The following is a 14,378-nucleotide window of genomic DNA, read 5'->3' on the forward strand; positions in this document are numbered from 1 at the left end:
TACTTGCCGCCCGGCTAGTTGACTACACTGGGAAGGTAGCCCCGTAACTAGCCGGGCGTCAAGTAAGTTTCTCTGGAGTGCGAGGATGGGCGGCACCATGGACGGCACCAAGCAGCAGCGCCGCGGAGACACCCGCCAGCGCATTCAGGACGTGGCGCTCGAACTCTTCGCCGAGCAGGGCTACGAGAAGACGTCGCTGCGCGAGATCGCCGAGCGCCTCGACGTCACCAAGGCGGCGCTCTACTACCACTTCAAGACGAAGGAAGAGATCCTCGTCAGCATCTTCGACGACCTCTCACAGCCGATCGTGGAACTGATCGAGTGGGGCAAACGGCAGCCGCAGTCGCTGGAGACCAAGCACGAGATCATCCGCCGCTACAGCGACACCCTGGCCGGCGCGGCCCCGCTCTTCCGCTTCATGCAGGAGAACCAGAGCACGGTGAAGGAACTGCGCATCGGCGAGACCTTCCGCAACCGCATGATGGGCATGCGCGACATCCTCATCGACCCGGACGCCGCGTTGATCGACCAGGTGCGCTGCGTCAGCGCGATGTTCACGCTGCATGCCGGGATGTTTGCGCTGGGCGACATCGAGGCCGACCCCGAGGACAAGCGCAAGGCCGTCCTGGAGGTCGCCACCGACCTGGTAACGCGGGCGCATCAGGCCACTCACCCGGCATAGGCGGCCGACACGCCTCAGACGGTCACACCCTTGGCGCGCAGGAACGCGACCGGGTCGACGGCCGACCCGTAGTTCGGGGTCGTACGGATCTCGAAGTGCAGATGCGGGCCGCTGGAGTTACCGGTGTTCCCGGACCGGGCTATGTGCTGTCCGGTGGCGACGACCTGGCCGACCCTGACGTCGATCCGCGACAGATGGGCGTACTGCGAATAGGTCCCGTTGCCGTGCCTGATCACGATGGCGTTGCCGTACGCGGGCCCGTCACCGGCGCCGTTGCCGCCGGCCTTGACGACGGTGCCGCCGTGCGCGGCGACGACGTCCGTGCCGCTCGGCACCGCGAAGTCCTGCCCGCTGTGGGTGGACTGCCACATGCCGCCGGCCTGGTTGAAGCTCGCGGAGAGCCGGTACTTCTCCACCGGGTGCATCCAGGAGGCGGCCTTCCTGGCGGCGGCGGCCTGGGCGGCCTTCTCGGCGGCCGCCTTCTTCGCCGCGGCGGCCTGGGCGGCCTTCTTCGCGCTCGCGGCGGCCTTGGCCTGCGCGGCGGCCTGCGCCTTGACGGCGCTCGCCGCACTGGATGCGGAGGTCGCATCGGCGGCGGCCGCGACCCCTGCCCCCAGCACGACCGACATTCCGAGGCCGGCGGCCAGGACGGCCGCACGGCTGCGCAGCAGGGACGTACGGGAGGAGCGGGACGTGACACGCGAAGACATGGAAACCTCGGAAAGTCGGGGGCAGAGAAAACCACCCGGCGCACAAGCGGCTGCCGGATGGACCATCCCTTGGTAACCCCGAGACCCACCAAGCCCAAAACGTGTGATGTACGACGGGCGCTAGTACTTCACCCCAAAACTTCCCTCTTCTTGACACAGCACCAATAACGGACGAATCAGGCCGCGACGGCAGAATCACCCCTGGGGTTCCAGAAAGCTCGAGAAAAGCGACCCCGCTTTCCTAGGGCAAACCCGCCCACTATCCGTCCTAGTACCGGCCGAATCGCCTGTGCGTCATGTCACCGGCCCGCAAGATCCTCCCTCCCGCAGAACAACCCGTCATGTGACGCACATCTCTGGCCACTTACCGCCCAGTAACCCTACGGTTCCCCTCACGCCACCCTCGGCGCCGAACATGCACAAGACAACGGCATACGGACGTGAGAGGACCCCCCACCATGACGAGCAGACGCCCCTGGGCGCTCCGCGCAGTGGTCACCGCAGTCTCCGCATCTGCCCTCGTGGCCCTGGCCACCCCCGCCGACGCAGCGACGAGTGCCTCGGGCGTCGACTACGCGACGTGGCAGAAGGACTGCCAGACGGTGATGGACCAGGCGCTGCCCTATCTGAAGGAGCGGATCGCCGCGGCCGAGCCGGGCGAGAAGCAGGCGATCGTCCTCGACATCGACAACACCGCGCTGGAGACGGACTTCGGCTTCAGCTTCCCGCAGCCGGCCAACAAGCCGGTCCTGAACGTCGCTCAGTACGCCCAGGAGCACGGCGTCTCCCTGTTCTTCGTCACGGCCCGCCCGGGCATCATCGAAGAGCCCACCGAGTGGAACCTGGAGCACGACGGCTACGACGTCTCCGGTCTGTACGTCCGCGGCTTCTTCGACCTGTTCAAGGACGTCGCCGCCTACAAGACCGCCCAGCGCGTCGACATCGAGAACAAGGGCTACGACATCATCGCGAACATCGGCAACAGCGCCACCGACCTCTCGGGTGGCCACGCCGACAAGACGTTCAAGCTCCCTGACTACAACGGGCAGTTGTCGTAACCGCAGGCAGGCATGACGAAGGGGCCGGTGCTCGAAAGCACCGGCCCCTTCTGGCGTCGCCGTGAGGCCTACGCCTCCTTGCTCAGGTTCGGCCCGGCACCGCCGGCCGCCTGCTCGATCGGCGGGACGTCGGGCAGCGCCGACTTCTCCTCGCCACGGAAGGTGAAGGTCTGGCTGTCGCCCTCGCCCTCGGTGTCCACGACCACGATGTGCCCGGGGCGCAGCTCACCGAAGAGGATCTTCTCGGAGAGCGTGTCCTCGATCTCGCGCTGGATGGTGCGGCGCAGCGGCCGCGCACCCAGCACCGGGTCGTAACCCTTCTTGGACAGCAGTTCCTTGCTGGACTGGGAGAGCTCGATGCCCATGTCCCGGTCCTTGAGGCGCTCGTCCACCTTGCTGATCATCAGGTCGACGATCGCGAGGATGTCGGCCTGGGTCAGCTGCGGGAAGACGACCACGTCGTCGACGCGGTTGAGGAACTCGGGCCGGAAGTGCTGCTTGAGCTCGTCCGAGACCTTGTTCTTCATGCGCTCGTAGTTGGACTTGGTGTCACCCTGCGCCGCGAAGCCCAGGTTGAAGCCCTTGGAGATGTCCCGGGTGCCGAGGTTGGTCGTCATGATGATGACCGTGTTCTTGAAGTCCACGACCCGGCCCTGGGAGTCGGTCAGACGACCGTCCTCCAGGATCTGCAGCAGCGAGTTGAAGATGTCCGGGTGGGCCTTCTCGACCTCGTCGAAGAGGACGACGGAGAACGGCTTGCGGCGGACCTTCTCGGTCAGCTGGCCGCCCTCTTCGTAGCCCACGTATCCGGGGGGCGAACCGAAGAGACGCGACACCGTGTGCTTCTCGCTGAACTCCGACATGTCGAGGGAGATCAGCGCGTCCTCGTCACCGAAGAGGAACTCCGCGAGGGCCTTGGAGAGTTCGGTCTTACCGACACCGGACGGGCCGGCGAAGATGAACGAACCACCGGGACGCTTCGGGTCCTTGAGGCCCGCGCGCGTACGACGGATCGCCTTCGACAGCGCCTTGACGGCGTCGACCTGGCCGATGACCCGCTTGTGGAGCTCGTCCTCCATGCGCAGCAGACGCGAGGACTCCTCCTCGGTCAGCTTGAAGACCGGGATGCCGGTGGCGGTCGCGAGGACCTCGGCGATCAGCTCGCCGTCGACCTCGGCGACGACGTCCATGTCGCCGGCCTTCCACTCCTTCTCCCGCTTGGCCTTGGCGGCCAGCAGCTGCTTCTCCTTGTCGCGCAGGGAAGCGGCCTTCTCGAAGTCCTGCGAGTCGATCGCGGACTCCTTGTCGCGGCGCACGCCCGCGATCTTCTCGTCGAACTCGCGCAGGTCCGGCGGAGCCGTCATCCGGCGGATGCGCATCCGGGAACCGGCCTCGTCGATCAGGTCGATCGCCTTGTCCGGCAGGAAGCGGTCCGAGATGTAGCGGTCGGCCAGGGTGGCGGCCTGGACCAGCGCCTCGTCGGTGATGGAGACGCGGTGGTGGGCCTCGTACCGGTCGCGCAGACCCTTGAGGATCTCGATCGTGTGCGGCAGGGACGGCTCGGCGACCTGGATCGGCTGGAAGCGGCGCTCGAGGGCCGCGTCCTTCTCCAGGTGCTTGCGGTACTCGTCCAGCGTGGTCGCACCGATGGTCTGCAGCTCACCGCGGGCCAGCATCGGCTTCAGGATCGAAGCGGCGTCGATGGCGCCCTCGGCGGCACCCGCACCGACCAGCGTGTGCAGCTCGTCGATGAACAGGATGATGTCGCCGCGGGTGCGGATCTCCTTGAGCACCTTCTTCAGGCGCTCCTCGAAGTCACCGCGGTAGCGGGAGCCGGCGACCAGCGCGCCGAGGTCCAGGGTGTAGAGGTGCTTGTCCTTGAGGGTCTCGGGCACCTCGCCCTTGACGATGGCCTGGGCGAGACCCTCGACGACGGCGGTCTTGCCGACGCCGGGCTCACCGATCAGGACCGGGTTGTTCTTGGTACGGCGGGACAGCACCTGCATGACCCGCTCGATCTCCTTCTCGCGCCCGATGACCGGGTCGAGCTTGGACTCACGAGCGGCCTGGGTGAGGTTCCGGCCGAACTGGTCGAGGACCAGGGACGTCGAGGGGGTGCCCTCGGCAGGCCCGCCGGCGGCGGCGGTCTCCTTGCCCTGGTAACCGGAGAGCAGCTGGATCACCTGCTGCCGCACGCGGTTGAGATCTGCGCCCAGCTTGACCAGGACCTGGGCGGCGACGCCCTCGCCCTCGCGGATCAGGCCGAGCAGGATGTGCTCCGTGCCGATGTAGTTGTGGCCCAGCTGAAGGGCCTCGCGGAGCGACAGCTCCAGGACCTTCTTGGCACGGGGGGTGAAGGGGATGTGCCCGGACGGGGCCTGCTGGCCCTGGCCGATGATCTCCTCCACCTGCTGGCGGACCGCCTCGAGCGAAATCCCGAGGCTCTCAAGGGCCTTGGCGGCGACACCCTCACCCTCGTGGATCAGGCCCAGGAGGATGTGCTCGGTGCCGATGTAGTTGTGGTTGAGCATCCGGGCTTCTTCCTGAGCCAGGACGACAACCCGCCGCGCGCGGTCGGTGAACCTCTCGAACATCGTTAATCGCTCCTCAGAGCGGTCAGGCAGTGGGGGGAACTTCCCCTCCCTGTCCTTCCGCAGCTTAGTCCCGCAAGCGGGGACCGCTCATTCCAACTGCCGACACCGTCGATGGCCTCCTGACCCGTGACGCCGACATCTGCTCCAACCCGATGGTGCGAGACGATGTTCCCGCAGGCCAGGTGGTTACCCTCACCATCACTACGCCGATGGCGAACGTGAGACCACCTTGCCTGCGTGTCGCCCCCTCCCACTAGGGATGTCTTACCCGCTGGGACTGACACTCCATGCCGCGCGCACCGGTTCCCTCCGCTATGGGCGAACAACCTTGCGCTGCCCCGCACCCCCACACGCCCCCTTTTTCGACACTCTGCGCATTCGTCAGTACACCCAGCGTAACTTGCAAGCTCTTCGGGCGGTTGCCCTTGGCATGGTTGGCAGCCTCCCCACGGTCCCGCTCCCCCGTCGGCCGCTCGATCCGGGCGATCGGGTCAGCCGGTTCTACGAGAACGAACTGGGCTGGGCGACAGTGCCCCCGCGCGCGGGAAGCCCCGGGTCCCCGGTACGGCTCCGCGTGGGCGACCGCTTCGACGTCCTGGACGTCCCGGCCGAGGCGGGCCGGGCGGGCCTGCGCCATCTCGCGCCGGCTTCTCCGGTGGCCCTGCAGGGGGGCCGGATGCGGCTGCTGGTGGCCGCGGGCAGCGCGGAGGAGCTGCCGGGGCTGCTGGACTGGCTGGAGTGGGGGGCGCTGCCGCTCGACCTGAGGGCGCTCGGCGCGGGCTGCGCCATGGACGCGCCGCTGCCGCCCGGGACGCGACCGGGGGGTGTACGGCCGGTGGGCCGCTCGGGCGTGCAGGGGGCCGCCGTATGGCTGCGGCCCCCCGAGCCGGGGTGCGCGGTCGAGGCCTCGCTGCCGACGCTGTCGGCTGTGAGGGGCGGTGGGGGCGCCCCCGATCTCGTGCGACTTGTGGACACGGTGGCAACACACTGCCACCGGCTGCGGCTGCGGCGCGCGTGCGCCCAGCCGCTGGCCCTGCCGTAGACCAGCGATCAGGCGTTGGCCTTCTCGTAGGCCTCGCGGATGGACGCCGGGACACGGCCGCGGTCGTTGACCTCGTAACCGTTCTCCTTCGCCCAGGCGCGGATCTGCGCGGTGTCCTGGCTGCCGCCGGAAGCGGCGCGTGCCTTTCCGCGTCCGCCCGAAGTGCGGCCTCCGGTACGACGACCACCCTTCACGTAAGGCTCGAGAAGGCCACGGAGCTTGTCCGCATTGGCGGTCGTGAGATCGATCTCGTAAGTCTTGCCGTCCAACGCGAACGTGACAGTCTCGTCCGCCTCGCCGCCGTCGAGGTCGTCGACAAGAAGGACCTGAACCTTCTGTGCCACCGGATTTCCTTTCATCCATAACTTGAGGGCCGGGGGCCTGCGGCGTCCGCCGTTTCGCCGTCCCCTGTTATATGCAGTACTGCAGTACGTCGGAAAGCAAACCGCTTTTGCCGGAAAAACACAAACCCCTTGGAGAGACCGATCGAGAGACTGAGCGAGAGAGCGAGCGCGAGACCCGGTGCGGGCCGACTCCCGGGCAGAGACCCACTGCGTCCGGAAACATACGCGTTTCGGACATAGGGAACCAGGGCATGGGCGGGCGGAATACGTCTCGGTGATCGGCGATCACAGATGCAGAAGCATCCGGCTGTTGCCCAAGGTGTTCGGTTTCACCCGTTCGAGACCCAGGAACTCTGCTACGCCTTCGTCATAGGAACGCAGTAGCTCCGCGTAGACATCGGTGTCGACGGGTGTCTCCCCGATCTCGACGAAGCCGTGCTTGGCGAAGAAGTCCACTTCGAAGGTCAGACAGAAAACGCGGCGAACCCCCAGCCAGCGCGCGGTGTGCAGCAACTTCTCCAGCAACTGGTGTCCGACACCGGCGCCCTTCAGGCCGGGCTTCACCGCAAGAGTGCGGACTTCCGCGAGGTCTTCCCACATCACATGCAGCGCCCCGCAGCCGACCACCTCGGCGTTGTCGTCCCGTTCGGCGACCCAGAACTCCTGGATGTCCTCGTAAAGGGTGACCGTCGCTTTGTCGAGCAGGATGCGGCCGCGTACGTAGGTGTCAAGGAGACGGCGCACGGCCGTGACATCGCTGGTGCGGGCCCGCCGGACAGTGATGGCTTTAGCGCTGACTTCGGGGCCTTCGGGGCCTTCGGGACTCATCGCTGACATGAGCGGACGCTATCGCCCGTCGTCCTCCTGTGCCGCCCCGGGGTTCTCGCCTGCAGTATCCGGGGCCGCTTCGGGTGTTTCCGGCCCTTGGACGATGCGTACGGCGTCACTGAGGGCCCCTCGCTGTTCCTCGCTCATCATCCCGAAGAAGGCGACGAGAGCGGCCGCGGGGTTGTCGCTCTGCGACCAGGCGTCGTTCATCAGAGCGGCCGCGTAGGCGGCCCTGGTGGAGACGGCCTCATATCGATAGGCGCGGCCTTCCGCCTCCCGGCGCACCCAGCCCTTCTGATGGAGATTGTCCAAAACGGTCATCACCGTGGTGTACGCGATGGACCGTTCCTGCTGAAGGTCTTCCAGGACTTCTCGAACGGTCACCGGGCGGTTCCACTTCCACACCCGCGTCATGACCGCGTCTTCGAGTTCTCCCAATGGGCGAGGCACACCTCAGCACAATAGTGGGAGAACTCCCCATTGGCGCCCCGGAACGGGCACTTTCACCGTCATACGGGAACAAAAAGGGCGTACGACTCGAAGCCGCGAGCACGCGCGGGAGCCGCACGCCGAGGGGGCGCCGCCCGGGAGGAACTCAGCCGTCGGTCTTGGCGGGGCCCTGCCGGACCCCTTCCGCGCGCGCGATGGCGGCGTCGACGGCAGCGTCCTCCTTGGCCTTGTTGGCCCCGCCCTGGGTCTTCACGATCACCCTGATCACGCCGATGAAGAACACGGCCATGACGACCGGGGGCACAAGCGCGGAGACGTAGTCCATGCGTCCAGGGTAGCCACGGGGTGGCGGGGCGGACGGGGCGGGGTTGGGGTGGTTTCGACGGTTCGGGCCGGGTCAGCCGGCGGCGAGGTGGCGGGGCGGGTTGGAGCCGGACGGCGGGGTCGGTTTCCGGCGGGGGAAGACCTCGCCCGGCGTCGGGATGGGACGGGCCGGTTTCGGGGCGGCGGGGGCAGGGGCCGGTTTGGGAGCCGCCGGCTTCTCGGCGGGCTTCTTCTCGGGCTTCCTGGCGGGGTCCCGGTCCACGTCCGGCCCGAGGCGCCCGTCGGTGCCCTTGAGGCCGCCCTGGAGGGCCGTGAGGCGGTTGCGGGCGGCGGGGACGGTCGGGGCTGCCGAACGGGCCGGATCGCCCGCGAGGCGAGCGCGTACGTCCTGCTCGGCGAGCATCCGGCAACGCCCCAGGAGGACGGAGGCGGCCGGGTTGCCGCGCAGCGCCCGCAGGGCGGCGAGGTCGTCGGGGTCCGGGCGGTACCCGGCGCCCAGCGCCTCCTCGAGGAGGACGAGGTAGTCGGCCGTGGCTGCGGGCAGGGCGGCGCGGTAGCGCGCCAGGTCGGCCACCAGGAAGGCACGCAGTCTGGCGCCCTCGCGCATCGCCTCGTCTAGCGACTCGGCGAGACGGAGGCAGTCCTGGACGTCCCCGGCAGGAGTGGGGCCTGGCTGAAGGGCGAGGGCGAGGGCGCGGCGGAGCACACGCAGCTCCTCCACGCCGAACGCCATGCCGCCGCGTGATCCGTATGGCGTGGGCATGCGGCGACGATACGCGCTAATCAGACAAATTCGACATATTTCGCTACAGGGGACGGGTGTGGCGCGGCCGAGCCACCCGGTTGCGCCGCAGGGCCGGCCTCACATGCGCGCCACGTTCCGCTCGTACACCAGCCGCAGTCCGACCAGGGTCAGCCACGGCTCGTGCTCGTCGATCACCGAGGACTCCCCCAGCACCATCGGTGCCAGCCCGCCGGTCGCGATGACCGTGACGTCGTCCGGGTCCTCCGCCAGCTCCCGCGCCATCCGGCTCACGACCCCGTCGACCTGGCCGGCGAACCCGTAGATGATCCCGGACTGCATCGCCTCGACCGTGTTCTTGCCGATCACGCTCCGCGGCCGCGCCACCTCGATCTTCCGCAGCTGTGCGCCGCGGACGCCGAGCGCCTCGACGGAGATCTCGATACCGGGCGCGATGACACCGCCGATGTACTCCCCGCGCGCGGAGACGGCGTCGAACGTCGTAGCCGTACCGAAGTCCACGACGATCGCGGGCCCTCCGTACAGCTCGACCGCCGCCACCGCGTTGATGATGCGGTCGGCGCCGACCTCCTTGGGGTTGTCGGTCAGGATCGGCACGCCCGTCTTCACGCCCGGCTCCACCAGCACCGCGGGCACGTCGCCGTAGTACCGGCGCGTCACCTCGCGCAGCTCGTGCAGCACGGACGGCACGGTCGCGCAGATCGCGATCCCGTCGATGCCGTCGCCCAGTTCGTCGCCGAGCAGCGGGTGCATGCCCATCAGGCCCTGCAAAAGCACCGCCAGTTCGTCCGCCGTGCGGCGCGCGTCGGTGGAGATGCGCCAGTGCTCGACGATGTCGTCCCCGTCGAAGAGACCCAGGACGGTGTGCGTGTTCCCTACGTCGATCGTCAGCAGCATGGCCGGTCCCTACTCCGCCGCTCGCAGGTCGAGACCGATGTCGAGGATCGGCGAGGAGTGGGTCAGGGCTCCTACGGCGAGGTAGTCGACGCCGGTGTCGGCGTACGCCTTCGCGTTCTCCAGGGTGAGCCGGCCCGACGCCTCCAGGGCTGCGCGGCCGTGCACGAGCGCCACCGCCTCCTCGCACTCGCCCGGCGTGAAGTTGTCCAGGAGGATCAGGTCGGCGCCGGCGTCCACGACCTCGCGCAGCTGGTGCAGCGTGTCGACCTCGACCTCGATCGCGACGTCCGGGAAGGCCTCCCGTACGGCCTTGAAGGCCTGTGCGACCCCGCCCGCGGCGACGACGTGGTTGTCCTTGACCAGTGCCGCGTCCGACAGCGACATGCGGTGGTTGACGCCGCCGCCGCAGCGGACCGCGTACTTCTCCAGGGAGCGCAGACCCGGGGTCGTCTTCCGGGTGTCACGCACACGTGCCTTCGTGCCCTCGAGAACGTCCGCCCACGCGCGCGTGGCGGTGGCGATGCCCGACAGGCGGCACAGGATGTTGAGCGCGCTGCGCTCGGCGGTGAGCAGGTCACGCGTGCGCGTGGTGACCGACAGGAGCTTCTGCCCGGCCGCCACCCGGTCGCCGTCCTCGACGTGCCGCTCGACCTCGAACTCGTCCGTGCAGACCACCGACAGCACCGCTTCGGCGACCCTGAGGCCGGCCACGACACCCGCCTCGCGCGCGGTGAAGTCGGCGGTGGCGACGGCCTCCTCGGGGATGGTGGCCACGGTCGTCACGTCCACCCCGTGGTCGAGGTCCTCCTGGATGGCGACATTGGCGATGTCCTCGACCTCCACGGGGTCGAGTCCGGCGTCGGCCAGCAGCTGCGCGAGCGCGGGGTCGAGCCCGCACTCCAGGTACTCGGCGTCGGCGTCCGCGCCGCAGGCACAGCCGTCGCCGCAGCCTCCGGACGAGGCGAGGGGAAGGTCGGGGGTGCTCACTTCTGTCACTGCTCCTGGGGACGGTGCTGCTGCCGGGTCGGGGGGAAGTCTGGGGTGTCCGTGGTGTGTACGGCCAGCGTCCGGTCGGGATTCAGCCGTACGACGATGTGGCGCCGCCACGCGGTGTCGTCGCGCTCGGGGCGGTCCTCGCGCCAGTGGCAGCCGCGCGTCTCCTCACGCAGCAGGGCGGCGGCGACCAGGACGCGGGCCACGCACAGGAGGTTGGTGGCCTCCCAGGTGTCGACGCCGGGCTCGGACGTCTTGCCGTTCTCGTCGAGGGCGTCGCGGGCCTCTGCGTGCAGTTGCTGGAGCTGTTCGGCGGCCTTGGCGAGGGAGTCGGCGGAGCGCAGGACGCCCGCGCCGTCCGTCATGATCCGCTGGATCGCGAAGCGGTCCTCGGGGGCGAGGAGGGGGTGCGCGGGCACCTCGGGGTGCTCGACGGGTTCGGGCACGCGCGCGTGGAGGCCGTTCTCCGCGTGGGCGGCGGCGATGTCCTCCGCGATGCGCTCTGCGTAGACGAGGCCCTCGAGGAGGGAGTTGGAGGCGAGGCGGTTGGCGCCGTGCACGCCGGTGCAGGCGACCTCTCCGCACGCGTACAGGCCGGGGACGGTCGTGCGGCCGTGGGAGTCCGTGCGGACGCCGCCGGAGGCGTAGTGGGCCGCCGGGGCGATCGGGATGGGGTCGGTGACCGGGTCGATGCCGTGGGCGCGGCAGGCGGCGAGGATCGTCGGGAAGCGGTGCTCCCACATCTCCGCGCCGAAGTGCCGGGCGTCCAGGAACATGTGCTCGGCGTCCTGCTCCAGCATGCGGCGCAGGATGCCCTTGGCGACGACGTCCCGGGGCGCCAGCTCGGCCAGTTCGTGCTGCCCCAGCATGAAGCGCACGCCGTCGGCGTCGACCAGGTGCGCGCCCTCGCCGCGTACGGCCTCGGAGACCAGGGGCTGCTGGCCCTCCGCGTCGGCGCCCAGGAACAGCACGGTGGGGTGGAACTGCACGAACTCCAGGTCGGAGACCTCCGCGCCGGCGCGCAGGGCGAGCGCCACGCCGTCGCCGGTGGAGACCGAGGGGTTGGTGGTCGCGGAGAACACCTGGCCCATGCCGCCGGTCGCGAGGACGACCGCGGGGGCGTGCACCGCGCCCACGCCGTCGTGCTGGCCCTCGCCCATGACGTGCAGGCTCACCCCGGCCGTGCGGCCCTCCGCGTCGGTGAGCAGGTCCAGCACCAGCGCGTTCTCGATCGTGCGCAGTCCACGCGCGTGTACGGCCTCGACGAGCGCCCGGGAGACCTCCGCACCGGTCGCGTCGCCACCCGCGTGCGCGATGCGGCGGCGGTGGTGGCCGCCCTCCCGGGTGAGCTGCAGGTCGCCCTCCTCGGACTCGTCGAAGTGCGCGCCGGTCTCGATGAGGCGGCGCACGGCGTCCGGGCCCTCGGTGACGAGGATGCGTACGGCGTTCTCGTCGCACAGGCCGACGCCCGCCACCAGGGTGTCGTCCAGGTGCTGTTCAGGGGTGTCGCCCTCGCCGAGGGCGGCGGCGATGCCGCCCTGAGCCCAGCGGGTGGAGCCGTCGTCGAGGCGGGCCTTGGTGACGACGACCGTCTTCAGGCCGGCGGCCTCGCAGCGCAGGGCGGCGGTCAAGCCGGCGACGCCGGAGCCGACGACCACGACGTCCGCGGCGATGGACCACCCTGGGGCGGGGGCGTGCAGTCGTATGCCTGTGCTGGTCACGAGGCGGCTCCGGGGGTTCCGAATACGAGTGGGATGTTGTCGATCAGCCGGGTCGTCCCGACCCGGGCGGCGACGGCGAGGACGGCCTCGCCGGTGAAGTCGTCGTCGATCTCGGTGAAGTCCGAGGGGTCGACGAGGGCCAGGTAGTCCAGTTCGAGCGGCGGCGACAGCCGTGCCGCGTCGTCGAGGATCAGCCGGGCGGCCGCGCGGACGGCTGTCGGGGCGCCCGGGAGCGCCTTCGCGACGGCGTGCGCGTCGGCGGCCGCGCGGGACTCCCCTATGGCGCTGAGCGCCTCGGCACGCGCGTGCGTGGCGGGCACTTCGCGGGCCCGTGCGCGCAGCGCCTCCTGGGCGGCGTGCCGGTCGCTGCCCGCGAACAGCGCCCGGGAGAGGCTGAGCGCCGTGCGCCGCTGCTCGGGCGAGAGGTAGCGGTTGCGGCTGGAGAGGGCGAGGCCGTCCTCCTCGCGCACGGTGGGCACGCCGACGATCTCGACGCCGAAGTTCAGGTCCCGCACCATGCGCCGGATCAGGGCGAGCTGCTGGGCGTCCTTCTGGCCGTACAGGGCGAGGTCGGGGCGGGTGAGGTGCAGCAGCTTGGCGACGACGGTGAGCATGCCGTCGAAGTGGCCGGGGCGCGAGGCGCCCTCCAGGCGCGTCCCCATGGGGCCCGCGGTGATGCGGACCTGCGGCTCGCCGCCCGGGTAGACCTCGTCCACCGAGGGCGCGAACACGACGTCCGCGCCGGACAGTTCGGCGAGCTCGAGGTCGGCTTCCAGGGTGCGCGGATAGCGGTCGAGGTCCTCGCCCGCGCCGAACTGCAGGGGGTTCACGAAGACGGTGACGACGACCTCGCCGTCCGGCCCGGCGAGCTCGCGCGCGGTGCGGATCAGCGTGGCGTGGCCCTCGTGCAGGGCGCCCATGGTCATCACCACGGCGCGGCGGCCGGCACGCGTGCGTGCGTGCAGTTCGTCGGCGGTGCGCAGCAGGGTGGTGGTCATCGGGCGTCTCCCTCGGCGCCGTTGGTCCCGGTGGCGAGTACCCCGAGGAGGTCCTCGGCGAGCTCCGGCTTCAGCAGCCCGTGGGCGAGTGCGCGGTCGGCGGTCGCGCGGGCCATCGCCAGATAGCCGGCGACGGTCTGCGGGGCGTGCTTGCGCAGCTCCGCGACGTGCGCGGCGACCGTGCCGGCGTCCCCGCGCGCGACGGGGCCGGTCAGGGCCGCGTCGCCGGAGCGCAGGGCGTTGTCGAGGGCGGCGCCGAGCAGCGGGCCGAGCATCCGGTCGGGTGCCGCGACGCCCGCCTCGCGCAGCAGCTCCATGGACTGGGCGACCAGCGTGACCAGGTGGTTCGCGCCGAGCGCGAGCGCCGCGTGGTACAGCGGGCGCATCTCCTCGGCGATCCACTCCGGTTCGCCGCCCATCTCGATCACGAGCGCCTCGGCGGCCAGCCGCAGCTCCTCGGGCGCCGTGACCCCGAAGGAGCACCCGGCGAGGCGCTGGACGTCCACGGGAGTGCCGGTGAAGGTCATCGCCGGATGCAGGGCCAGCGGCAGCGCGCCCGCGCGCAGGGCGGGGTCCAGGACCTTGGCGCCGTACCGCCCGGAGGTGTGCACGAGCAGTTGCCCCGGCCGTACGGCACCGGTCTCGGCGAGCCCCTCCACCAGGCCGGGCAGGGTGTCGTCCGGGACGGTCAGCAGGACCAGGTCGGCGCGCTCCAGAACCTCGGCGGGCGGCACCAGCGGCACATCGGGCAGCAGCTGCGCGGCGCGCCTCCTGGAGGCGTCGGAGACTCCGGAGACGGCCACCGGACGGTGCCCGGCGAGCTGGAGGGACGCGGCGAGCGCGGGGCCCACACGACCGGCGCCGACGACGCCTACGGTGAGCCGCGCGGGACGGTCCCTGGGGTCTGGCTGTTGGCTTGTACTCACGCGACGGCGGCCTTCCCGTTCCAGTCCGCTCCGGGTACCGGACGATTT

Annotated in this window: 15 protein-coding genes; 3 read left to right on the plus strand and 12 right to left on the minus strand. The window is 70.1% G+C overall.

Going from position 1 to position 14,378, the window contains the following annotated elements; all coding sequences use genetic code 11:
* Positions 1-85 precede the first annotated feature (85 nt).
* Complete coding sequence (locus ABD355_RS40560) at positions 86-682, plus strand: TetR/AcrR family transcriptional regulator (RefSeq protein ID WP_344406216.1); 597 nt, start codon at positions 86-88, stop codon at positions 680-682.
* A gap of 14 nt (positions 683-696) precedes the next feature.
* Here ABD355_RS40560 and ABD355_RS40565 read toward each other — a convergent pair whose 3' ends face one another.
* The gene (locus ABD355_RS40565; RefSeq protein WP_344406217.1) at positions 697-1,392 is read right to left on the minus strand and encodes a M23 family metallopeptidase; all 696 of its coding nucleotides are present in this window, start codon (positions 1,390-1,392) and stop codon (positions 697-699) included.
* Positions 1,393-1,850: 458 nt separating this feature from the next.
* On the opposite strand from ABD355_RS40565, the gene ABD355_RS40570 reads away from it, so the two are divergent.
* A complete protein-coding gene (locus tag ABD355_RS40570; protein ID WP_344406218.1) occupies positions 1,851-2,450 on the plus strand; it encodes an HAD family acid phosphatase in 600 nt (199 codons plus the stop codon).
* Between the two features lie 68 nt (positions 2,451-2,518).
* On the opposite strand, the gene ABD355_RS40575 is transcribed toward ABD355_RS40570, so the two are convergent.
* The gene (locus ABD355_RS40575; RefSeq protein ID WP_115906674.1) at positions 2,519-5,044 is read right to left on the minus strand and encodes an AAA family ATPase; all 2,526 of its coding nucleotides are present in this window, start codon (positions 5,042-5,044) and stop codon (positions 2,519-2,521) included.
* Positions 5,045-5,474: 430 nt separating this feature from the next.
* On the opposite strand from ABD355_RS40575, the gene ABD355_RS40580 reads away from it, so the two are divergent.
* Positions 5,475-6,086 (plus strand): SCO3374 family protein, encoded by a 612-nt coding sequence (locus ABD355_RS40580; RefSeq protein WP_344406219.1) that lies wholly within the window; start codon positions 5,475-5,477, stop codon positions 6,084-6,086.
* A gap of 8 nt (positions 6,087-6,094) precedes the next feature.
* Here ABD355_RS40580 and ABD355_RS40585 read toward each other — a convergent pair whose 3' ends face one another.
* The 10 genes from ABD355_RS40585 to ABD355_RS40630 form a co-directional block, all read right to left on the minus strand.
* Positions 6,095-6,430, minus strand: a complete 336-nt coding sequence (locus ABD355_RS40585) for a histone-like nucleoid-structuring protein Lsr2 (RefSeq protein ID WP_344406221.1) — start codon at positions 6,428-6,430, stop codon at positions 6,095-6,097.
* Between the two features lie 285 nt (positions 6,431-6,715).
* Positions 6,716-7,267: an amino-acid N-acetyltransferase gene (locus ABD355_RS40590; RefSeq protein WP_344406222.1), complete on the minus strand. Its 552-nt coding sequence runs from the start codon at positions 7,265-7,267 to the stop codon at positions 6,716-6,718.
* A gap of 9 nt (positions 7,268-7,276) precedes the next feature.
* Complete coding sequence (locus ABD355_RS40595; RefSeq protein ID WP_425585846.1) at positions 7,277-7,696, minus strand: BlaI/MecI/CopY family transcriptional regulator; 420 nt, start codon at positions 7,694-7,696, stop codon at positions 7,277-7,279.
* Between the two features lie 157 nt (positions 7,697-7,853).
* On the minus strand, positions 7,854-8,033 hold the full coding sequence (locus ABD355_RS40600; protein ID WP_266958539.1) for a hypothetical protein: 180 nt from the start codon (positions 8,031-8,033) through the stop codon (positions 7,854-7,856).
* Between the two features lie 72 nt (positions 8,034-8,105).
* The gene (locus ABD355_RS40605) at positions 8,106-8,765 is read right to left on the minus strand and encodes a hypothetical protein (protein ID WP_344406296.1); all 660 of its coding nucleotides are present in this window, start codon (positions 8,763-8,765) and stop codon (positions 8,106-8,108) included.
* 129 nt (positions 8,766-8,894) lie between these two features.
* Positions 8,895-9,692, minus strand: coding sequence for a type III pantothenate kinase (locus tag ABD355_RS40610; protein ID WP_030942637.1), 798 nt, complete (start codon positions 9,690-9,692; stop codon positions 8,895-8,897).
* Positions 9,693-9,701: 9 nt separating this feature from the next.
* A complete protein-coding gene (gene nadC / locus ABD355_RS40615; RefSeq protein WP_344406226.1) occupies positions 9,702-10,679 on the minus strand; it encodes a carboxylating nicotinate-nucleotide diphosphorylase in 978 nt (325 codons plus the stop codon).
* 5 nt (positions 10,680-10,684) lie between these two features.
* Entirely contained in the window at positions 10,685-12,406 is a 1,722-nt protein-coding gene (locus ABD355_RS40620) for an L-aspartate oxidase (protein WP_344406227.1), read from the minus strand.
* Complete coding sequence (panC, locus tag ABD355_RS40625; RefSeq protein WP_344406229.1) at positions 12,403-13,404, minus strand: pantoate--beta-alanine ligase; 1,002 nt, start codon at positions 13,402-13,404, stop codon at positions 12,403-12,405. The genes ABD355_RS40620 and panC overlap by 4 nt, the downstream gene beginning before the upstream one ends.
* Positions 13,401-14,330, minus strand: a complete 930-nt coding sequence (locus tag ABD355_RS40630) for a Rossmann-like and DUF2520 domain-containing protein (RefSeq protein ID WP_344406231.1) — start codon at positions 14,328-14,330, stop codon at positions 13,401-13,403. Before ABD355_RS40630 ends, panC begins: the two co-directional genes overlap by 4 nt.
* Positions 14,331-14,378: the final 48 nt, after the last annotated feature.

This window comes from Streptomyces longisporus (genome assembly GCF_039532765.1).
Taxonomy (GTDB): Bacteria; Actinomycetota; Actinomycetes; order Streptomycetales; family Streptomycetaceae; genus Streptomyces; species Streptomyces longisporus.